The following is a 20,847-nucleotide window of genomic DNA, read 5'->3' on the forward strand; positions in this document are numbered from 1 at the left end:
GCATTTGCAAGTCAGTGAGATGCTGATCCGCGAAATCGCTGCCGGACGGCTGGGCGACGGGGCGCGGCTTCCGCCGGAACGCGAGATGGCCGCGAGCCTCGGGATTGCCGTCGGTACGCTGAGGCGCGCGCTGGCCGACCTCACTGAAAACGGCCTGCTCGACCGCATCCAGGGATCGGGCAACTATGTGCGGGCGCGCGGCGACCTGCTCGGGGTCTACGCGCTCTTTCGGCTGGAGCGCATCGACGGCGGCGGACTCCCGACCGCCGAGGTGCTGTCGGTCGAACGGCTACCCAAGCCGTCCGATCTGCCGGAGTTCGGCAGCGCCCTTGATGCCTACCGCATCCGTCGGCTGCGTCGGCTCGACGGCGAACCGGCAGCGGCCGAGGAGATCTGGCTCGATGCCAGCCGAGCCGAGCGGCTCGAGCGCGATGACCTGTCGGAATCGCTCTATCTCCACTACCGGCTGGCCCTCGGCTTTTCGATCGTTCGCGCCGAGGATCGTGTCGGCGTCGCGCCCGCCCCGGACTGGACCCCGGCCGATTTCAGACCTCGGCCGGGCGAGGTCGTGGGGTTCATCGAACGCATTGCCTGGGCCGGGGACGGAGACAGTGTGGAATACTCCCGCAGTTGGTTCGATCCGGAGGCGGCGCGTTACGTGACTCGTTTCAAATAAGAGCTGGAAGGAAGGCGCCGAGTGACCAAATCATCGATCGGCTACGGCATTGTCGGCTGCGGCATGATGGGCCAGGAGCACATCCGCAACATCGCGCTGTTGCCTGACGCGCATGTGGCCGCCATCTTCGAGCCCGACCCTGGCATGATGGCAGCGTCATTGGGCCTGGCGCCGGATGCACGACCGGCGGTGTCCATCGCCGAATTGTTGGCCACGGAAGGGGTCGACTGCGTTCTGATCGCCAGCCCCAACCATCGCCACCTCAGCCAGTTGGAGGAGATCGCCGTGCAGCGGCCGCTGCCGGTCCTGGTGGAAAAACCGCTTTTCACCGCCGCCGACGACGAGACGCGCATCGCGGCGCTGAAGGCAAGGCTTCCGCTGGTGTGGGTGGCGATGGAATACCGCTACATGCCGCCTGTCGCCGCTTTCGTCGAACAGGCCGGCGGCGTCACCGGCGGCATTCGCATGCTGACCATTCGCGAGCACCGTTTTCCCTTCCTGGCCAAGGTCGGCGACTGGAACCGTTTCAACCGCAATACCGGCGGCACTTTCGTGGAAAAGTGCTGCCACTTCTTCGACCTGATGCGGCTGATCCTCAGATCCGATCCTGTCCGCGTGATGGCGAGCGCGGGACAGGCCATAAACCATCTTGACGAATGTTATGGCGACGAGACGCCGGATATTTTCGACCATGGCTATGTGCTGGTCGATTTCGCGAGCGGTGCGCGCGCCATGCTGGAGTTGTGCATGTTTGCCGAGGGCAGTCGCTATCAGGAGGAAATCTGTGCGATCGGCGGCAGCGGCAAGATCGAATGCCGGGTTCCCGGACCGAGTCGCTTCTGGCCGCGGCATCTGGGCGTCGCGCCCGTGCCGGAGCTGATCGTCAGTCCGCGCAATCCGTCTGGGCCGCGCCTGCTGGAGATTCCGGTCGATGCCCGGTTGCTCGAGGCAGGCGATCACAATGGCTCGACGTATTTCGAGCACGTTCGCTTTGTCGCCGCAGTGCGAGGGCAAGGCAATGTTGAGGTGACCTTGCAAGACGGCTGGTGGGCCGTCGTCATGGGCCTCGCCGCCCAGCGATCAGCCTGCGAGGGCCGCGCTGTCGATCTCGCCAGTGAGTTCGCGATGCCGGAGTAGCCGACGGTCGCAGACTTTCAGTATCCGCCCATTGCTGACGTCCGCCTTGGTCAGGCTGCCATTTGCGTCAGCCAACCGTGCGGCCGAAAGTGAACCAGCCACTGTCCTGGCGTCAATGGCATGCGGGTCTTGTCCTGCCGGTCCAGCGGCAGAGCCAGCCTACGCGATCCTGATCCTTACGGCGTACATGAGACGCACAGCGGAATGGCACCCTGGGGCCGTTTGCCGACTGGCGGGTTCCGGCGGCGTCGGAGGTTGCGTTAGGTCGCTTCGCTCGGCCTTATGGAAGTTCGATCTCGCCGTCCACCACGTGGCTGAGGCCGGTGCCTTCTGCAGTCAGCGTCATGCGCACCTTCAACTTCTTCTTGCCGCCGATTTGCCCGTCGCGCACCGTCTCCTCGATCTTGCGCTGGGAGGTGACGCCGACTTCCTTCAGGAACTTGCGGATCGACATGTTGAAGGCGTCTTCGCTCATGGCGGAACTCCTCTGTGTCCGGAAGGGATTGTAAGAGAAGGCAAGGGATCAAGGAAACAGGACGGTGACGCGCGGTTCCATAAAAATAGTCCGAGTCCGAAGGAAGGAGCGTCGGGCTCCTTGAACTTGATCGACCCTTGGCAGGATGAGTGGAACCGATCGACGTCTTACAAAGTGCAGCAGGATTTGTCCGCCTCTTTCGTCATTAGATAGAGCACGTGCGCAACCTGACCGGCAGTGTGTACGGTCGCCGCAGCGCTATTGGGACGAAGACTTTCCTGAGTGGAGTGCGCAGCAACACGAGTTCGCGGCGGCGTGGTGGCGCCAAGCGAAGTGGGTCGCGTCGCGCTCATTGACGGGCCACAACTCAACATCGACAGTCGTCGCCGGAGGATTTCGCTATGTCAGTTAAAGCTCTGCCGGTTACCCCTGCGCCGCCGCATTCGCCACGACAAACACCGCGTAGAGCGACTGCCGCGCCGTGATGAACAGACGGTTGCGCTTGGCGCCGCCGAAGGTGAGGTTCGCCACCGTCTCCGGAATGCGGATCTTGCCGATCAGCGTGCCGTCGGGATCGAAGCAGTGGACGCCGTCACCGGCGCCCGCCCAGATGCGGCCGGCTGTGTCCACGCGGAACCCGTCGAACAGGCCGGCCGAGCAAGTTGCCAAAACGCCGAGATCCTTGAGCACCGCGCCCTCGATAGCGAACTTGCGGATGTGCCGCGGCCCACCCTTCTGGTGCGTCACACCGGTATCGCCGACATAAAGGATGCTCTCATCCGGGGAGAAGGCGAGGCCGTTGGGCTTCGCCATGGTCGAGACGACGCGCGCCACCTCGCCTGTGTCGGGGTCGGCGCTATAGACGTGGCAGCCCTCGATCTCCTGCTGGGCGCGGTCACCCTCATAGTCAGTCGCGATGCCGTAGGGCGGATCGGAAAACCACACAGTGCCGTCCGAGCGCACCACCACGTCGTTCGGCGAGTTGAGCCGCTTGTCCTCGAACCGGTCGGCGATGACCGCGATCGATCCGTTGTGCTCGGTGCGCGTGACGCGCCGCGCCCGGTGCTCGCAGGTGACCAGCCGCCCCTCGGTGTCGACGGTGTTGCCATTGGCGTTGTTGGACGGTGAGCGAAAGACCGAGACCACGCCGTTGGTGTCGTCGTAGCGCATGATCCGGTCGTTCGGGATATCCGAGAAGACGAGGTAGCGGCCGGCAGCGAACCACGCCGGCCCCTCCAGCCAGCGTCCGCCCGTCCACAGCCGCTCGACCGCGACATGGCCGACGAAACAGCTTTCGAAGCGCTCGTCGAGGACCTCGAAACCGGCGCCTTCGATATCTCCGAACATGCGTCATCCTCCCACGAATTCGGACCATCGATAGCCTTCGCGGTGAGCCATTTTCAAGACTTGACCTGCAAAAATGTTAGCGATAACATCGTTGGCAATTCAGTCCGTTCGTTTGGCTTGGGAGGGCCATAGATGCGGCCCAAGCTCATCGAATTCATCGACATCTCCAAGCGCTTCGGCGGCACCTTTGCGCTGAAGTCGGTCTCGCTCGACATCCACGAGGGCGAGATTGTCGCGCTGCTCGGCGAGAACGGCGCCGGCAAGTCGACGCTGATCAAGACGCTCGCTGGCATTCACAGGCGCGATCAGGGCACGATCCTGTTTCGCGGCGAGGACTATCACCACCGCCCGCCCCGCCCCAACCAGCCGCAGAAGGTCGCCTTCATCCATCAGGATCTCGGCCTCATCGAATGGATGACGGTGGCCGAGAATGTCGGCATGGCGCAGGGATTTTCGCGCCGCTCCGGCCTGATCGACTGGCGCGACACCGAGCGCCGGGCAGAGCGCGCGCTGGCGCTTGTCGGCTGCGCCTTCGATCCGGCGACGCGCGTGCAGGACCTCTCCCGCACGGAAAAGTCGCTGGTGGCCATTGCCCGCGCTTTGGCAACCGAAGCTGACGTGCTGGTGCTCGACGAGCCGACCGCGAGCCTGCCGGCGGACGAGGTCGAGCGCCTTTTCGAGGCGCTGCGGCCGCTGCGCGAGCGCGGCGTCGGCATGATCTATGTCTCGCACCGGCTGGACGAGGTGTTCCGCATCGCCGACCGGGTCGCCGTCATGCGCGATGGCCGCATGGTGGCGGTCAAGCCGGTCGCCGAGACCACGCCACAGGAACTGGTCGACCTCATCGTCGGCCGTCCGGCGCATCAGATGTTCGCCAAGTCGCGATGGCAGGACGGACCGGAGCGGCTCAAGGTGGAGAACCTCACCTGCGGCAGCGTCGGCCCGGTGAGCTTCGATGCGCGGTCCGGCGAGCTGCTGGGATTGGTCGGCCTGCGCGGCGCTGGACAGGAAGCCGTCGGCCGCGCGCTGTTCGGCGCCGAGCGTTTCGATGGCCTGGTCTCGCTCGACGGCAAGCGCCTCGATCTCTCCGCGGTCGGAACCGCGCTTGCTGCCGGCGTCGGGCTGATAGCGCGCGACCGTACCGAGGAATCGGTCGCCTTGTCGCTTTCCGTGCGCGAGAACATGTATCTCAACCCGTCTGCCGTCGGCCGCGGGCTGTTCTCCTTCATGAAGCCGGCACGGGAGAGCGAACTGACGCGCGAGCTCGGCACGCGGCTGGGCTTGAAGCCCAACGATCCGCATCTGCCGATCGAGGCGCTCTCCGGCGGCAACCAGCAGAAGGTCGTCGTCGGCCGCTGGCTGGCGTCAGGCCGCAAGCTCTTGATCGCCGAGGATCCGACCGCCGGCGTCGATGTCGGCGCCAAGGCGGAGATCTACCGGCTGATCGCCGCGGCCGTGGAGGCCGGGCTGGCGGTCATCGTCGTCTCCACCGATTTCGAGGAGGTCGCCCATATCTGCCACCGCGCCCTCGTCTTCTCGCATAACCGCATCGTGCGCGAGCTTGCCGGCGATGCCCTGACGACGGCGGCGCTGATCCGAGCCGCCTCCGTGTCCGAAGCCGCCTGAGGAGAAGCCATGAACTCGATCAAATCGACGGCGCTGGAGCCGACCCGCTCGGAACTTTCCGGCCTGAGCTCCGGCCAGAAGGCGGCACGCTACCTGCCGGTCTATGGCCTGCCGATCCTGACGCTGCTCCTGATCCTGCTCTTCTCGCTGCTTCTGCCGCGGACGTTCCCGACGCTGCTCAATCTGCGCTCGATCGTCTCCGACAAGGCAATAATCGCGATATTGTCGCTGGCCGCGATGATCCCCATGGCAGCTGGCCGCATCGACCTGACGGTTGGTTACGGCATCGTGCTGTGGCATGTCTTGGCCATCAGCCTGCAGACCGCCTTCGGCGTCCCGTGGCCCATTGCGGTGCTGATCGTTATCCTGCTCGGCGTCGTCACCGGCTTCATCAACGGATTGCTGGTCGAAGTGGCGCGTATCGATTCCTTCATCGCCACGCTCGGCACCGGCACCGTGCTCTATGCTTTAGCCATGTGGTACACGGGCGGCCGCCAGGTCGTCGGCATGCTTCCCGGCGGCTTCCTCTCCCTCAACGGCACTATGCTGTTCGGCCTGCCGATCACCGGCTACTACGTGGTCGTCCTGGCGCTCGTGATGTGGCTGGTGCTCGAATACCTTCCGATCGGCCGTTACCTTTACGCCATCGGCGCCAACCCGAAGGCGGCGGCGCTCAACGGCATTCCGGTGCAGAAATTCGTCATGGGCGCCTTCGTCGCCTCCGGCGCGCTCACCGCGCTTGGCGGCGTGCTGCTCGCCTCGAAGCTCAGGATCGGCCAGGCCAGCGTCGGTCTCGAATATCTGTTGCCGGCGCTGGTCGGCGCCTTCCTCGGATCGACCACCATCAAGCCCGGCCGCGTCAATGTCTGGGGCACGATCGTCGGCGTCGTCATCCTCGCCGTCGGCATTTCCGGCATCCAGCAGTTCGGTGGCTCGTTCTGGGTCGAGCCGTTCTTCAACGGCGTCACCTTGCTCGTGGCGATCGGCATCGCCGGCTACGCGCAGCGCCGCCGCGGCGCTGTCGTGCCGCCGCCATCCACCGGCCAATCACCCGCCCACCAACCAACAAAGAAAACCGACAATGCTTAATGGGAGAAGAAACATGCATCGCAGAACAGTCCTTCAGCTCGGCGTCGCCTGCCTGGCGCTCAGTATCGCCTCGACCGCCCTGGCCGACCCGATGGCCGACGCCAAGGCCGTCGTCGACAAATACGCCAGCAAGGTCGAGAAGTGGGACGGACCGACGACCGGACCGAAGGGCACAGCCGGCAAGACCATCGTCGTTCTCGGCGCCGACATGAAGAACGGCGGCATCCTCGGCGTGACCAAGGGTGTCGAGGAAGCCGCGGCGGCGCTTGGCTGGACGGTCAAGACACTTGACGGCGCCGGCTCGATCGGCGGCCGCACGGCGGCCTTCGGCCAAGCGCTGGCGCTCAATCCCGACGGCATCATCATCAACGGCTTCGACGCCGTCGAGCAGAAGCCGGCAATGGAGCAGGCCAAGGCGGCGAAGATCCCAATGGCCGCGTGGCATGCGGCACCGACAGTCGGCCCGATCGACGACCTCGGCATCATCGCCAACGTCTCGACCGATCCGATGGAGGTTTCGAAGGCGGCTGCCGACTGGGCCTTCGTCGACGCCAAGGGCAAGCCCGGCGTCATCATCTTCACAGATTCCACCTACCAGATCGCCATCGCCAAGGCGGACCGGATGAAGAAGGAGATCGAGGATCTCGGCGGCAAGGTGCTCGAATATGTCGACACGCCGATCGCCGAGACCTCGCAACGCATGCCGCAGCTCACCACCTCGCTGCTGCAGAAATACGGCGACGCCTGGACCCATTCGCTGGCCATCAACGACCTCTATTTCGACTTCATGGGCCCGTCGCTAGCGGCCGCCGGCAAGTCGGGCACCGACGCGCCGATCAACGTGGCGGCGGGCGACGGCTCGGAATCGGCCTACCAGCGCATCCGCTCCAGCCAGTTCCAGAAAGTGACGGTGGCCGAGCCGCTCAACCTGCAGGGCTGGCAGCTCGTCGACGAGCTCAACCGCGCCATGGCCGGCGAGAAATGGTCGGGCTACATCTCGCCGCTACATGTGGTGACGTCGGATAATGTCGAGTTTGACGGCGGCCCCGACAACCGCTTCGACCCGGGCAATGGCTACCGGGACGAATACAAGAAGATCTGGGGCAAATAGGTTAGACCGAACTCCGGACAAGCAGCAGAACAGCGGCCGGCGATCATCTCGTCGGCCGTTCGCATCCCTTTTTCAGGCGGTTTGCCGCACGATCACCGTCGGCGTCATGCCGACAACGATCCTTTCTTCGGCCGCGCGCCGGCCATTGAGCAGGTCGAGCACCAGCTCGGCGACACGGATGCCGATCTCATGCGCGCCGACATCGATCGTGGTAATCGGCGGCACCGACTGCTCGGCGAGGTCATAGGCGCCGAAGCCGGCAATCGCCACATCCTCGGGCACGCGGATGCCGCGCCGCACACATTCCATCAGCGCGCCGAAAGCGGACAGGTCCGACACGCACATCACCGCCTGGGTGTCCGGCCAGCGCGAGATCATCTCGACCATGGCGGCGGCGCCCTCGCGCATCGAGATCGGCGGCACGCCCGAGGCGATAACGCGGGAGGCGTCGAGGCCGCGATCCTGCAGCGCGGCGATGAAACCGCGCCGGCGGTCGAGGCCGCGTGTATCGCGCGAGGTGTCGCCGCCGATGAAGCCGAGCCGCGAGTAGCCGCGTCCGACGAAATGCTCGACCATCAGCCGCCCGGCATCGGCGTTGGAGAAGCCGACGACATGGCCGATCGGCTCGCTGGGCAGATCCCAGGTCTCCACCACCGGCACGCCAGCGTTGGCGAGCATCTTGCGGCAGCGCGGCGTGTGCCGGCCGCCGGTGACGATGATCGCTTCCGGCCGCCGCTGCAGCAATTGCCCCACGAGGCGCTCCTCTTCCTCGACATTGTAGTCGGTGAAGCCGAGCAGTATCTCCAGCCCGCTGTCGCGCAGGCCTTCGGTCATGCCGCGCACGGTATCGGCGAAATTGGCGTTGTTGATCGAGGGGATTGTCGCGGCCACGAATCCGGAGCGGCGCGAGGACAGATTGGCGGCGATGCTGTCGAAGACATAGCCGAGCTCTTCAGCGGCCTTGAGGATGCGGTCGCGCGTGTCCGCGCTGACCGAGGTATCGCGCTTGAATGCGCGCGAGACGGTCATCGTCGAGACGTTGGCGCGATGCGCGACATCGGCCATGGTCGGGCGTTTGGGCGAAGGCTGCATGGCCGTACGTTATCGATATCACTGCGGAATGCAACGCACTCCAACGCTCACCCGAAAGCGATCTGGACCTTCATTGCCCGGCTGCGGTCATTGGCGAGCTCGAAGCCGGAAAGCGCCTCGCCGAGCGCCACCGTATGAGTGATCAACGGCTTCACGTCGACCAGCCTCTTGCGCATCAGCTCGACCCCGACGGCGAATTCCGGGTGAAAGCGGAACGAGCCGTTGATCGACAGTTCCTTGGTGGTGACAGCCGACATCGGCAGCGCCATCTCGGCGCCGCCGAGGCCGAGCTGCACGATCGTGCCGCGCGGGCGCAGCGCCGCGATGCCTTGCGCCAGCGCCGCCGCCGCGCCCGAGCATTCATAGAGGATGTGGAACGTCCCCTTGTCGGCGAGATAGGGCGTAAGCCCTTCCGGATCGGTGCCGGTGTTGATCGTCTTGTCGGCGCCGGCGCGCAGCGCCATCGTCAGCGTGAAATCGGTGATGTCCACCGCGACGATCTCGGCAGCGCCCGCCCGCCGCGCGCTGAGGATCGACAAGAGGCCAATCGGTCCGCAGCCGGTGACCAGCACGCGTTTGCCCAGCATCTCGCCGGCGCGCCGCGTGGCGTGGAGGCAGACCGCCAGCGGTTCGGCCATCGCCGCCTCCCCGGCCGTCAGCCCGTCGGCCGGCGCGCATTGCAGCGCATCCGCCACCAGCATTTCGCGGAACGCACCCTGGATATGCGGAAACGGCATAGCGCTGCCGTAAAAGCGCATGTTGAGGCACTGATTGTGCATTCCTTCGCGGCAATAGCGGCAGCCGTAGCAGGGCCGCGACGGCGACACCGCGACCAGTTGCCCGCGCTCCAGCCCACTGACGCCGGAGCCAAGCTTCTCGACGACGCCGGACACTTCATGGCCGAGGATCATCGGCTCCTTCAGGCGCACCGTTCCGAAGCCGCCGTGATTATAGTAGTGCAGGTCGCTGCCACAGATCCCGCCGGCGGCGAGACGCACGAGCACCTGACCCTGGCCCGGCTCCTCAGCCGGACGATCCTCGATGCGCAGGTCTCTGGCGGCATGGATGACGATGGATTTCATGGCTGACCTCTTAGAGCACCGGCGTAAGAAGCGGCTGGCCGGCGAAATGGGCGGTAAGATTATCGCGCACCAGCTTGCCCATGGCCTTGCGGGTTTCGACGGTCCCCGACGCATGATGCGGCTGCAGCAGCACGTTATCGAGCGCGAGAAATCGCGGATTGAGCTTCGGCTCGCCCTCGAAGACATCGAGCGCGGCCGAGCCGAGCACCTTGTTCTCGAGCGCTTCGAGCAGCGCATCCTCGTCGATGTTGGACGCGCGCGAAATGTTGATCAGCATGCCCTCTTCGCCGAGGGCCGTGATCACCTTCCTGTTGACGATATGGTGCGTCGCGGCGGATGCGGCGAGCGTGACAAACAGGAAGTCGCAACGTCCGGCCAGCGCGACGGGATCGCCGATGAATTCCCAGTCCGGTGCGAAATCCTTCGGCGCGACGTCGCTGTAGGCGATGTCCATGCCGAAGCCGGCGAGACGCTTGGCCACCTCATAGCCGATGCGGCCGAGGCCGAGCACGCCGGCCCGACGGCCCCAGACACGCCGCTTGAGCGGATAAAGCCCTTTGGCCACCCAGCTGCCGTCGCGTACCCAGCGCTCGGCGCCGATCATGCCGCGCGACAGGCACAGCATCATGGCGACGCCGAGATCGGCGACGTCGTTGGTCAGGACGTCCGGTGTGTTGGTGACGCGCACGCCGCGCTCCCGGCATGCCGCGAGATCGACTGCGTCAAAACCGACGCCATAGACCGACACCACCTCGAGCGAAGGGCAGGCCTCGATCATGGCGCGGTTCGCGCCGAGCTCGCCGCGTGTGGCGATGCCGCGCACCTGCGGTCCGATCTCGGCGAGGAACGCCGTCTTGTCTTCGGCGGCGAAATAGCGGTGCACCGTGAAGGCTTCGTTGAGCGGCTCCTCGTCCCACGCGGGATAGGGTCCAACCTGAAGGATGTGAGGCCGCTGCATCGGTATTCGCTCCACTTGACTTGACAGATTATGTTATCGATAACATAAGGCGCGCAGCCACAAGAGGCAATCGGGAAAATGTCGTCCAATCTATTCGATCTCAGCGGGCGCACCGCGCTCGTAACCGGCTCCTCGCAGGGCATCGGACTTGCCTTGGCCAAAGGCTTGGCCGAAGCCGGCGCCAAGGTGGTCCTCAATGGCCGCGATGAGGCAAAGCTCACGGCCGTTGCCAGTCAGCTTCCGGGCGCGGCGACGCTTGCCTTCGACGCGACCGACCATGACAAGGTCCGGGCCGCCGTCGACGCTTTCGAGCTTGCCGGCACGCCAATCGACATCCTCGTCAACAATGCCGGCATGCAGTTTCGCACGCCGCTCGAGGATTTTCCCGCCGAGGCGTTCGAACGCCTGTTGCAGACCAATGTCGCCAGCGTCTTCCATGTCGGCCAGGCGGTGGCCCGGCACATGATCAAGCGCGGCCGTGGCAAGATCATCAACATCGCCAGCGTGCAGACGGCACTCGCCCGGCCGGGCATAGCGCCCTACACGGCGACCAAGGGCGCGGTCGGCAACCTGACCAAGGGCATGGCGACCGACTGGGCAAAACATGGCTTGCAATGCAATGCGATCGCGCCGGGCTATTTCGACACGCCGCTCAACGCGGCACTCGTCGCCGACCCGGCCTTTAGCGACTGGCTCGAAAAGCGCACGCCGGCCGGCCGCTGGGGCAAGGTCGAGGAACTGGTCGGCGCCTGCGTCTTCTTGGCCGCCGACGCGTCATCCTTTGTCAACGGACACATTCTCTATGTCGATGGCGGCATCACAGCTTCGATCTGACGGGCCGCCGCGCATGGTGGTCATGGGCGTTACCGGTTCGGGCAAGACGACGATCGGCGAGGCGCTCGCCCGCGCGATCGCGGCGACATTCATAGACGGCGACAAGCTGCACCCTGAGGTCAACATCGCCAAGATGAGCGCCGGCATTGCGCTGGAAGATGCCGATCGGTGGCCGTGGCTGGCCAAGGTCGGCGAAATGCTGCGGCTAGCGCCCGCGCCGGTGATCGTCGGCTGCTCGGCGCTGAAGCGCGCCTATCGCGATTTCATCACCGAGCAGGCGGGTGCGCCGGTGCTGTTCATCCATCTCGACGGCTCGCGCGAGCTGATCTCGAAGCGCATGCATGAGCGCACCGGCCACTTCATGCCTACCAGCCTTCTCGACAGTCAGTTCGCGACACTGGAAGTTCCGGGCAAGGATGAGAATGCGATGGCGGTGGCAATCGACGCGCCGCTCGATGAGATTGTCGCGGATATAACAACGAAATTCGGGGAGCTATCGTCATGAACCACAAAGTATCATTGATTGGCGCCGGCGCCATGGGCGGGGCGATCGGCGAGCGCCTGCTTGCCACCGGCAATCGCCTCGCCGTGTTCGATCTCGACAAGGCCAAGGTGGAGGCGCTGGTCGCCAGGGGCGCGACCGCCATGGCGAGCGCGGCCGAGGCCGCCGGCGCGTCCGACTACGTGATCCTCAGCCTCAATTCGGCGGCGATCGTGCGCCGCGCCGTGTTCGGCGATGCCGGCGTGGCGGCTGGGGCGAAGCCCGGCACGCTGATCATCGACATGTCGTCCATCGACCCCGACGCGACGCGCCAACTCGCCGCCGACGCCAGCGAGAAGGGTTTGCGCTGGGTCGACAGTCCGCTGTCCGGCGGCGCGCCCAAGGCGCTGACTGGAGAATTGACGCTTATGGCCGGCGGCGAAGCCGAGGATGTGGCCGACGCCCACAAGGTGCTGCGCCACGTCGCCACCAACTACACGCATATGGGCCCGGCCGGGGCCGGCCAGACGACCAAGCTGATCAACCAGGTGCTATGCGCGCTGAACTTCATGGCCGTCGCCGAAGCGACCAAGCTGGCGCTCGACGCCGGCGTCGACGCGCTCAAGATCCCGCAGGCGCTGAAAGGCGGCCGCGCCGACAGCGCCATCCTGCAGGAATACCTGCCGCGCTTCGCCACTCGCGACTACCGGCGAACCGGCCGCATCGACAACATGGTGAAGGACCTCAACGCCGCCCAGGACCTGGCGCGGCGCACGCACACCGCAATGCCGCTGACGGCGGTCTGCGCCGAGGTGCACCGGCTATTGACGGCCGCAGGGCTGGGCGGCGAGGACCAGGCCGCACTGATGGAATTTTTCCAACGCAAGGATGAGGAACCGAGCAGATGATCACACGCTATGCGTTGTTTGAAGGCAAAGTGAAGGAAGGTCGGATCGAAGCGTTCCGCAAGGACGTGATTGAGACGGTTCTGCCGAAGTGGAAGGCCTTCCCGGGCGCGCTCGACGTTCGAGTCAGCTTCGCGGAAAAACGCGACGATGGTGCGCCTGAATTTCCGATGATCCTGGCGATCAACTACCCAGATATGGCGGCCGTCGATGCGGCTTTGGCCAGCCCCGTACGCGCTGAATCGCGTGCCGCGACAGAGGCAGTGTTGTCCAGGTACTTCGAGGGTCGCATTCACCACCACGTCACCATCGCCAACGAGTTTTCATTGGCTGAAGATTGACGAATATCAGGACGAAGATTCGGAACTTATCAGCGCTCGAGTCGAGAAAACGGGTTTGCCGCTATGTGACCTTAAGTTCACTGATAAGCCGCGGAGATAGCCGCTAGGAGCCATGGTAACCTGCTTTTCGAAGGAGTCCATGATCGTGGGCCAAGGAAACGCTCGGATGATGATCCTAGTGCCTCGGTTCATCCCAAGTTGTCCAAGCGTCTTGATCTCAAGCTCTGCGCGCCTAGGATTTTGACACCGGTCGGCTGCGCATGCGGGCGACAGTCTCGCGTTCGGCCCGTTTGCATGCCTGCGGGGGTAGTCCACGCAGGATAAGTTCGCTGTCGGCCACGACGAGCCGACCGATTTCCAAGAAGCTCTCTGGCATGCCGCCGCTCCGATGACTGGAGAGGATGACTCCCTCGAGATGCCGGAGTGCGGAATCCCGAGACAACGGCTCAACCGGAAAGACATCTATGCCAGCACGCACATGGCCGCTCCGGACAGATGCTTCGAGAGATTCGAAGTCGATGATGCCAGCACGGCTCATGACCAGCAGCACTGACCCGCGTTGCATCAAATCCAATTCGCGTTTGCCGATAGAACCTTGGTTTTCGCTGGTCGAACTGGCGAATAGAAACACGACGCGCGACAGACGGAACACGTCATCCAGATCGGACGGAATGCAATCTTGTTCACGCACGCGCCGCTCCGACAGCCATGGATCGAATACGCGAACCTCGCAACGAAAGGGCATCAGCATCCTGCGTAGCGCGCTTCCAAGGTCACCCAACCCGACGATACCCACTTTTGTCCCGGTCAACAGGAAGCTGCCCCCATTACTCTCAAGGCCCCACTTCTCCGACTTGGAGCGGAACGCCTCGTGAGTCGAGGTAATCTCCCGACAGAGATCGAGCGCCATGCCGAGCGCCGTCTCGGCGACGGAGGTGGCGTAGACCGGGCTCGTGTTGAGAACGTGGATGCCGTGCTGGAAACACCACCCATAGTCTATGTTGGGCAGAAAATTGCCTTCGACGTTGAAGATCGCCTTCAACTTGCCCATACCGGCAAGACGCTCGGCAGGTAGGTCGATCTGACCGATGACGATCGCAGCCCGGGCCAAAGCGGCATCGAGTTCCTGGTTGGAAAGGTGCTGGCCGTCAGCGTGCACGCGCACAGTGCCCAACTGCTTCAATCGCGCCATGGCCTCCGGCTCGAAGATCATTGCGAGCGTGCGGGGTTCGGGATCGGCGATGAGGATGAGAGGTCCTTCCGGCATGACTGTCACAGCCCGCAGTCCACCCAATCGCCGGTCGCATTGGACCGTACCGCCGCCTCCACGAACTTAACGCCCTTGGCGCCGTCGACGACAGTGGGATAGGCAAGCAGTCCCTCCGGCACAGTCCTGCCGGTGCGTCGCGCATCAACGGCGACGGCCAGTTCGGTGTAGAGGTTCGCCCAAGCGTCGGTGAGAGCCTCCGGATGACCGCGCGGCATGCGTACGAACCGTACCGCGGCGGGCAACATGCCGGCGCCGTAGCCACGGCCTATGATCTGCATCGGCGAATCCTGCGGCGTGAATGACAGAAATTCCGGGTTCTCCTGGTTCCATTCCAGTCCAGCCAATGTACCAAAGACACGCAATCGGAGCCCGCATTGAGTCCCCGCCGCTGCCTGCGACACCATCAAGGTGCCCGGCACACCGCCCTCGAAACGCAAGTGCATGAAGGCCGTGTCCTCAAGCGCTTTCGGCTTGCCTGCAACGTGGAAGAGCGCCCTGACCAGCTCGATGTCCCTGCCCGTCGCAAAAGAAGCCAGGTGGGCCGCATGAGTGCCGATGTCACCGACGGTGAATGCATTACCAACCTTGGCTGGATCGAGCCGCCACGGAGGGGTACCATCTTCGTCGGTTAGGTTGAGCGCCCATTCCTGGAAATACTCGACATGGACCTGGCGTATCTCGCCCAGCATGCCGGCGCGGATCATTTCACGCGCCTGGCGCACCATGACATGCGAGGCGTAGGCATAGGTCACGCCGAAAACCAGACCGGTATCCCGCTGCCGCCGCACAAGATCGCGTGCATCGGCAAGCGTGGTCGTCAGCGGTTTATCGGAAATCACATCGATGCCCGCATCCATAAAGCCCGCCGCCACCGGATGATGAAGATGGTTAGGAGTCGTTATCACAACGGCATCGATCCCGTCCGAACGGCCGGCCTCGCGTGCTGCCATTTCCCGGAAATCCGTGTAGATGCGGTCTTCGGCAAGCATCCATTTGCGACCGGAATCTTTGGCGCGCAAGGGATTGGAGGACAAGGCGCCAGCTACGATCTGCCAGCGCTTTGAAAGCAGCGCGCCATTGGCGTGAACCTCGCCGATGAACGCGCCTTGGCCGCCGCCTACGAAACCCAGGCGAAGCATGCGCGATGGCAGAGGGAAACCAGTGTCTCGTGGATTTTCGGTCATCGCGTATGCTCCAACGGTCGTCCGGACGAACAATGGCGGCTCTTGACGGCACAAGAGCCGCCGCCGTGTTTCACTTGTACTGTTCGGCGTTCTCCTTGGTGACCAGAACCGTGCCCGGATCAGTCACCATGGGGACCTGCTTGCCGGCCTTGAGGTCGACTAGCGCCTGGATGCCGAGCGCCGCCATCTTCTTTGGCGCCTGCGCCACCGACGCCGTCAGCTCTCCCGCCAGGATCGAGTTCGCAGCATCCGGATTGGCGTCGTACCCGACCACCATGACGTCCTTCAACTTGGACGCAGCTTTGAGGGCCTCGACAGCGCCAAGCGCCATGTTGTCATTGGAGCCGAAGATGCCTTTTATGTTGGGATTGCCGGCCAGGATCGTTTCCGTAATCGACTGTCCTTTGGCCCGGTCCCAGTCGGCGGGCTGTGCCGCCACCACCTTCATGCCGCAGCCTTCGAGCGCCGCCTTGGCGCCATTGTAGCGGTCAGCGCCGTTCGTCGTGCTCATCACGCCCTGAAGAATGGCGACCTCGGAGCCGGCAGGCAGTTTCTTGCACATGAACTCGCCGCCGAGCTTCCCGCCTGCCAGATTGTCGGTGCCGATGAAGGGAATCTTGTTGGTGCCGGCGCCGTCCACGAAGACCACATTGATGCCGGCGGTCTTGGCTTCATCGACCACCGGAGCCAGAGCCGCCGGATCGGTGGGCGCCAGCGCTATCCCGGCAACCTTCTGCGCGATCAAATCCTCGATCTGGCTGATCTGGGCCTGTACGTCGGTTTCACTGGGCGGCGAGACGACCTGGACGTCGACCCCAAGTTCTTTGCCCTTGGCTTTCGCGCCTTCCTCGAAGGCGGCCCAGTATGGATTGCCGGCCGCCGGTCCTTTCATGCTGACGACATAAGTATCAGCGTATGCCGACGCGATCATCGCGCCCAAAGCAATGCCTGCAAGCAATATTTTTCGCATGGATAACCTCCCGGGTTTTTTGTAGGTCTCGCTCGAATATTCACCGGGGACGTGGAGACGACCGTCACCGGAATCGCGAACCGTCAGGTTCGGATGGCCGCCTTTCTCCGCACAACATCGATGTAGACGGCGATGATGATGACGAAGCCAATGAGGATCATTTGCCAGAAGGCGCTGACATTGTTGATGTTGAGGCCGTTGCGCAGCAGCCCCATGATGAGGACGCCCGCAAGAACGCCGAGCACTGTGCCGCGCCCGCCGAAAAAGGAGGCGCCGCCGATGATGACGGCGGCGATCGCGTCGAGTTCGATGCCGATGCCGGCGTTCGGAAAGCCGCTGCCGGTGCGGCCGACGAGGAGCAACCCGGCAAGACCGGCGAAGAAACCGCAGATCATGTAAACGGCGGTCAGCACCCGATCGACATTGACGCCGGACACGCGCGCCGCGTGGGGGTTCCCGCCGATGGCGTAGATATGACGGCCGGTCGAGGTCCGATTAAGGAAAAGCCACAGCAGAACCGCACTGATGGCGACAACGACGAGGCTGACGGGCAGACCGGCCGGCGGATTGAAGATGCCAAGTCCCCAATATGAGACGCCCAGGTAGCGTAGTTCCGGCTGAAGTCCCGAAACGGGGGCGCCGCCGGTCAGAAGATAGGTAAGGCCGCGGCCGATGTTGAGCGTGCCCAGCGTCATAATGAAGGGATGAGGCAGCTTGAGCCAGGTCAGCCCAATGCCGTTGGCCCAGCCCACGGCAAGGCCCACGACCGGTCCGATGAGGCAGATTGGCCACGGAACGCCGACTCTGCTGGCCATAGCGATACAAACCATGGCGAGCGCCATGGTCGAACCAACCGACAGGTCGATACCGCCTGTGACGATGACGACCAGCATCCCGAGCGCCAGAAGCGCCAGCGAAGCGTTCTGCTTGAGGATGTTGGTCAGGTTCTCCGCCGAGAGGAAGACATTCGGCTTGATGACGGCGAGAATGGCCATCATGACCAGCACGATCAACACGATGCCGTAAGTCTCCATGAAATGGGCGATCTTCGGGTGGTACAGCGTGCTAGTGGACGCGGTCATGAGCGAGTCCCTCAGTGTGGTTCTTTGTGCCCATGATCCAGCCGATCACCTCGTTGCGGTTCGTGTCGGCGAGCTTGGCGTCGGCGAAGTTTGTGCCCTGGAAGAGTGCCATCACCCGGTCGCAGCAATAGAAGATGTCGTCCATACGATGCGAGATAACGATCACTGCAACGCCGTGCTCCTTTAGCGAGCGGATGAGGTCCAGAACCTTGCCGACCTCCTTGATGGCGAGCGCGGCCGTGGGCTCGTCCATGATGACGAGCTTGGCGTCGAAGGCGGTCGCCCGAGCGATCGCCACGGCCTGACGCTGCCCGCCGCTGAGATTTTCCGTCTGCTGGTCGATGGACTTGACGCTGATCTTGAGCCTGTCGAGATGCTCCCGCGCCATGGCGCGGGATCTCTCATGGTCGACGATGCGCAAAGGTCCGAACTTTCGGCCCGGTTCGCGACCCAGATAGATATTCTCGTAGATCGGCATGTTTCCGGCGAGTGCAAAGTCCTGGTAGACCATCTCGATACCAAGAAGCCGAGCCTCCTTCGGGCTGGAGAAATGCACCGGCCTCCCCTGGAATACGAGTTCGCCCTCGCTCGGCGTGTAGAGGCCGGAAAGGATTTTCATGAGCGTGGACTTGCCGGCTCCGTTGTCGCCGACGACACCCAGGACCTCACCGGCATCGACGTGGAAATTCACGCCACCCAGCGCTGTGATCGCGCCGAAATACTTTACGATGTTCTTGGCCTCCAGAAGCGGAAGCGGCTTTGCCTCGATAGGATCCAATGGTTTCCTCCTTCATGTCTTATGTCCGGAATCGATGGATCACTTTTCACTGCGGCATGAGGTTGAGCGATCGCGTAAAACACAGACGCGGGGCATCTTTGGCTCAGACCTTCCGTCAAGTGCTGTTCACGCTTCAGACCTCTACTGGCAGCCTGCCGCAGCCATCACGCGCAGTAATTCGTTATGTCCGACCTTCGTGATTTCGAGCGGCGGAGCCGAGGGCCGGCTCCTGTTCGGTTTCCGGGCGAACCAGCCCTCATACCTGGTTCCAGCCCGGCGTTTCACGATAGCCTCGAAGCTGACGAACACCCCGGAAAGAAGGGCGCCTTTTCGCCATCCAAAGGTGAACTGATTGGATAGCGCACGAGCGCCTGCCACAGTCAGCCGGGCCATGCCTGTCATGTGATCCTCCCAGGATGCTTTGAACCAAGCGTACGAAATGACTATTGACAAATCAATATCTATGCAATGATTATTGCAGAAATTCCCGAGGAGGAACCATGTCGTTGGTCGCGGCACCAGAGCGCAGAAACCCGTCTTGTCCGGACGCAATTCATCAGGGCGGTTTGGAATGCATTGCTGACAATCGCCCTCCTCCCCTTCCAAAAGACTGCTAGTCTTTTGCGGGCGTTTTATTCTTAAGGACATCGACCTCGCGGCGGAGGCGGGCGAAGTGGTGGCCCTGATGGGCGAGAACGGTGCGGACAGTCGACGCTTATGCGTCGCCGCCGGCCTCGTGGCGCCGACGTCAGGCACGGTACCGGCGGCGAGCCCTCCCCGCGGCCGACGAGGCGGGCGCCGCCCACCGCCCGCCTCAGACGTTTGAGACGGGCGAACGAATTAGTTCAAGGTGCTTTGCGCCATGGATTACGCAATTTCTGTTTCAGACTTGAGATCCATCATGCTCAGGATCGGCGTGCTTGGCTGCGGACGCATAGGGCGCATGCATGTGGCGAATGCCCACCTCGTACGACGCTCGCGGTACGCGCAAAGTCTTGGTCACATCGTCCGCCGCGGCCCGGTTCACATCGCAGACTGCGTGGGAACGCCTGGCACTCGTCCTTGCCGAGCGGCGATGAATTCGATCGCAGAGCGCCGCGTCGTGAACACCAGCGAGATCGGATAACCCCTTCGCGCTCCGACTGGGCAAGGGGCTTGCTGTTTCGGTCGAAATCATCCGGGCAGCTTCGTTCTAGCGACGGGTCCTTTCGTAGGCGATAGCTGAAGCGCAGCGGCGCGCTCGAATGCGAATTCTTTGCCCGCCCGGCGGCAAGCCACATTCCACGACCGTCAGCGCCACCCTCGAGCGTCGAGCAGATTTTTGAGTGCGTCCACGACATTGCTGGCGAAGCTGCGAATGCATCGCTGCAGATTGTGCTTGCGCCTCGCTATCCCGGTTTGTAGTGCCGCCGGGCCTCGGGATCATCCACCGAATACCCAATCTTCCCAAGATCCTCCCAAGCATGTTCAGGAATGGCCGCCGCGGCCCAATCAAGCGTCTGGGCGATCCTTTCGGGTTTTGAAACACCTACAACGGTCGAGGTTATCCGCGGGTCATTTAGTGAGAACTGCAGCGCTGCCGCGCCAGGGGCCAGGGAATGCTTTCTGCACAGCCCCTCGATCTGGCGCACACGTGCGAGCTTTGTTTCATCAATCTCCTGATAGGTTATCCGAGACACCCGCGAACTGCCCTTTGCCAGAACTCCGCCAGCATAGGGAGCCGCATTGAGCACAGCTATCCCCCTTTCGTTGGCTAGGTCAAAGAGGTCACTTGCCGACCTGTTCAAAAGTGTGAAGCGATTGTGATTGAGTAGGACATCAAAGGGCCAGTCTCTGACCATCGGCAGCATGATATCGAGACGGCCCATTGCCAGACCCACGGCGGTCGCTAGCCCTTCCTCTTTTATCCGAAACAATTCATCGAGCGCACCGCCTGGCCGCGTGATCTCGTCGAGATCGGCGGAATGTTCAGGGTCGTGAAGGTGCAGTATGTGAACGCTGTCGAGACCGAGCGCCAGAAGGCTCTCCTCAAGCGACTGTCTGGCGCGACCGGCGTCGAAGCGGCCTGTACTCATATCCCGGTCTAATTTCGTCGAAAGCACAAATCCCGGAGGCAGACCTCCGCGCTCTCTGATCACTCTGCCAATCCGCTCCTCGCTGCGGCCAAAGCCGTAATTGCGGGAAGTATCCATGAAGTTGACCGAGCCGTCGAAAATCGCTCGGATGGTCGCAAGCGCGGTGGCTTCGTCGACGCTATAGCCATACGTGTCCGGCATCCCGCCGAGGGGAGCTGTTCCGAAACAGATCTCGGTAACTTCCAATCCAGTCTGTCCGATTGGACGCCGTTTCACCGCCAACTCCACGCTAGCGCTAGCAACAAGAGCGGACTACGACCGTTGAGTGTCCACT

Annotated in this window: 20 protein-coding genes and 1 pseudogene; 10 read left to right on the forward strand and 11 right to left on the reverse strand. The window is 63.3% G+C overall.

Annotation, left to right across the window (positions count from 1 at the left end; all coding sequences use genetic code 11):
• Window positions 1-19 precede the first annotated feature (19 nt).
• Together FJ419_RS11530 and FJ419_RS11535 are read left to right on the forward strand one after the other, a co-directional pair.
• On the forward strand, window positions 20-676 hold the full coding sequence (locus tag FJ419_RS11530; protein WP_246679185.1) for a GntR family transcriptional regulator: 657 nt from the start codon (window positions 20-22) through the stop codon (window positions 674-676).
• A 21-nt stretch (window positions 677-697) separates the two neighbouring features.
• Window positions 698-1,813: a Gfo/Idh/MocA family oxidoreductase gene (locus FJ419_RS11535; protein ID WP_140691618.1), complete on the forward strand. Its 1,116-nt coding sequence runs from the start codon at window positions 698-700 to the stop codon at window positions 1,811-1,813.
• A gap of 280 nt (window positions 1,814-2,093) precedes the next feature.
• Here the strand turns inward: FJ419_RS11535 and FJ419_RS11540 are convergent, their stop codons facing one another.
• Window positions 2,094-2,288 (reverse strand): DUF6494 family protein, encoded by a 195-nt coding sequence (locus FJ419_RS11540; RefSeq protein WP_140691621.1) that lies wholly within the window; start codon window positions 2,286-2,288, stop codon window positions 2,094-2,096.
• 149 nt (window positions 2,289-2,437) lie between these two features.
• On the opposite strand from FJ419_RS11540, the pseudogene FJ419_RS31145 reads away from it, so the two are divergent.
• Window positions 2,438-2,646, forward strand: a pseudogene (locus tag FJ419_RS31145) (dihydrofolate reductase); the annotation flags it as partial.
• Between the two features lie 65 nt (window positions 2,647-2,711).
• On the opposite strand, the gene FJ419_RS11550 reads toward FJ419_RS31145, so the two are convergent.
• Window positions 2,712-3,635 (reverse strand): SMP-30/gluconolactonase/LRE family protein, encoded by a 924-nt coding sequence (locus FJ419_RS11550; protein ID WP_140691624.1) that lies wholly within the window; start codon window positions 3,633-3,635, stop codon window positions 2,712-2,714.
• Window positions 3,636-3,767: 132 nt separating this feature from the next.
• Here FJ419_RS11550 and FJ419_RS11555 point away from each other — a divergent pair, with 132 nt between their 5' ends.
• Genes FJ419_RS11555 through FJ419_RS11565 form a run of 3 tightly spaced genes read left to right on the forward strand, consistent with a single transcriptional unit; the run spans window position 3,768 to window position 7,461 of the window.
• Window positions 3,768-5,261: a sugar ABC transporter ATP-binding protein gene (locus FJ419_RS11555; RefSeq protein ID WP_140691627.1), complete on the forward strand. Its 1,494-nt coding sequence runs from the start codon at window positions 3,768-3,770 to the stop codon at window positions 5,259-5,261.
• A 9-nt stretch (window positions 5,262-5,270) separates the two neighbouring features.
• Window positions 5,271-6,350 carry an ABC transporter permease gene (locus FJ419_RS11560; RefSeq protein ID WP_140691630.1) on the forward strand — a complete coding sequence of 360 codons (1,080 nt, stop codon included), beginning with the start codon at window positions 5,271-5,273 and terminating at the stop codon, window positions 6,348-6,350.
• Window positions 6,351-6,363: 13 nt separating this feature from the next.
• Window positions 6,364-7,461, forward strand: a complete 1,098-nt coding sequence (locus FJ419_RS11565; protein ID WP_140691634.1) for a substrate-binding domain-containing protein — start codon at window positions 6,364-6,366, stop codon at window positions 7,459-7,461.
• Window positions 7,462-7,533: 72 nt separating this feature from the next.
• Here the strand turns inward: FJ419_RS11565 and FJ419_RS11570 are convergent, their stop codons facing one another.
• Genes FJ419_RS11570 through FJ419_RS11580 form a run of 3 tightly spaced genes read right to left on the reverse strand, consistent with a single transcriptional unit; the run spans window position 7,534 to window position 10,593 of the window.
• Complete coding sequence (locus tag FJ419_RS11570; RefSeq protein ID WP_181170672.1) at window positions 7,534-8,553, reverse strand: LacI family DNA-binding transcriptional regulator; 1,020 nt, start codon at window positions 8,551-8,553, stop codon at window positions 7,534-7,536.
• Between the two features lie 47 nt (window positions 8,554-8,600).
• Window positions 8,601-9,635 carry an L-idonate 5-dehydrogenase gene (locus FJ419_RS11575; RefSeq protein WP_140691637.1) on the reverse strand — a complete coding sequence of 345 codons (1,035 nt, stop codon included), beginning with the start codon at window positions 9,633-9,635 and terminating at the stop codon, window positions 8,601-8,603.
• A gap of 10 nt (window positions 9,636-9,645) precedes the next feature.
• Entirely contained in the window at window positions 9,646-10,593 is a 948-nt protein-coding gene (locus tag FJ419_RS11580) for a 2-hydroxyacid dehydrogenase (RefSeq protein ID WP_140691640.1), read from the reverse strand.
• Window positions 10,594-10,671: 78 nt separating this feature from the next.
• On the opposite strand from FJ419_RS11580, the gene FJ419_RS11585 reads away from it, so the two are divergent.
• Genes FJ419_RS11585 through FJ419_RS11600 form a run of 4 tightly spaced genes read left to right on the forward strand, consistent with a single transcriptional unit; the run spans window position 10,672 to window position 13,154 of the window.
• Complete coding sequence (locus FJ419_RS11585) at window positions 10,672-11,427, forward strand: SDR family oxidoreductase (protein WP_140691643.1); 756 nt, start codon at window positions 10,672-10,674, stop codon at window positions 11,425-11,427.
• The gene (locus FJ419_RS11590) at window positions 11,396-11,932 is read left to right on the forward strand and encodes a gluconokinase (RefSeq protein ID WP_140691646.1); all 537 of its coding nucleotides are present in this window, start codon (window positions 11,396-11,398) and stop codon (window positions 11,930-11,932) included. Before FJ419_RS11585 ends, FJ419_RS11590 begins: the two co-directional genes overlap by 32 nt.
• On the forward strand, window positions 11,929-12,816 hold the full coding sequence (locus FJ419_RS11595) for an NAD(P)-dependent oxidoreductase (RefSeq protein ID WP_140659013.1): 888 nt from the start codon (window positions 11,929-11,931) through the stop codon (window positions 12,814-12,816). The genes FJ419_RS11590 and FJ419_RS11595 overlap by 4 nt, the downstream gene beginning before the upstream one ends.
• Entirely contained in the window at window positions 12,813-13,154 is a 342-nt protein-coding gene (locus FJ419_RS11600; RefSeq protein ID WP_140691649.1) for a hypothetical protein, read from the forward strand. The genes FJ419_RS11595 and FJ419_RS11600 overlap by 4 nt, the downstream gene beginning before the upstream one ends.
• 232 nt (window positions 13,155-13,386) lie before the next feature.
• Here the strand turns inward: FJ419_RS11600 and FJ419_RS11605 are convergent, their stop codons facing one another.
• From FJ419_RS11605 to FJ419_RS11635, 6 genes are all read right to left on the reverse strand, one after another.
• Entirely contained in the window at window positions 13,387-14,421 is a 1,035-nt protein-coding gene (locus FJ419_RS11605) for a hydroxyacid dehydrogenase (protein WP_140691652.1), read from the reverse strand.
• Between the two features lie 5 nt (window positions 14,422-14,426).
• A complete protein-coding gene (locus FJ419_RS11610; RefSeq protein WP_140691655.1) occupies window positions 14,427-15,608 on the reverse strand; it encodes a Gfo/Idh/MocA family oxidoreductase in 1,182 nt (393 codons plus the stop codon).
• Between the two features lie 70 nt (window positions 15,609-15,678).
• On the reverse strand, window positions 15,679-16,578 hold the full coding sequence (locus FJ419_RS11615) for a sugar ABC transporter substrate-binding protein (RefSeq protein ID WP_140691658.1): 900 nt from the start codon (window positions 16,576-16,578) through the stop codon (window positions 15,679-15,681).
• A gap of 83 nt (window positions 16,579-16,661) precedes the next feature.
• Window positions 16,662-17,660, reverse strand: coding sequence for an ABC transporter permease (locus tag FJ419_RS11620; RefSeq protein ID WP_140691661.1), 999 nt, complete (start codon window positions 17,658-17,660; stop codon window positions 16,662-16,664).
• Window positions 17,644-18,438 (reverse strand): ATP-binding cassette domain-containing protein, encoded by a 795-nt coding sequence (locus FJ419_RS11625; RefSeq protein WP_246677885.1) that lies wholly within the window; start codon window positions 18,436-18,438, stop codon window positions 17,644-17,646. The genes FJ419_RS11620 and FJ419_RS11625 overlap by 17 nt, the downstream gene beginning before the upstream one ends.
• Window positions 18,439-19,826: 1,388 nt before the next feature.
• A complete protein-coding gene (locus FJ419_RS11635) occupies window positions 19,827-20,759 on the reverse strand; it encodes an aldo/keto reductase (protein WP_246677884.1) in 933 nt (310 codons plus the stop codon).
• Between the last annotated feature and the right edge of the window lie 88 nt (window positions 20,760-20,847).

This window comes from Mesorhizobium sp. B2-6-2 (assembly GCF_006440615.1).
Taxonomy (GTDB): domain Bacteria; phylum Pseudomonadota; class Alphaproteobacteria; order Rhizobiales; family Rhizobiaceae; genus Mesorhizobium.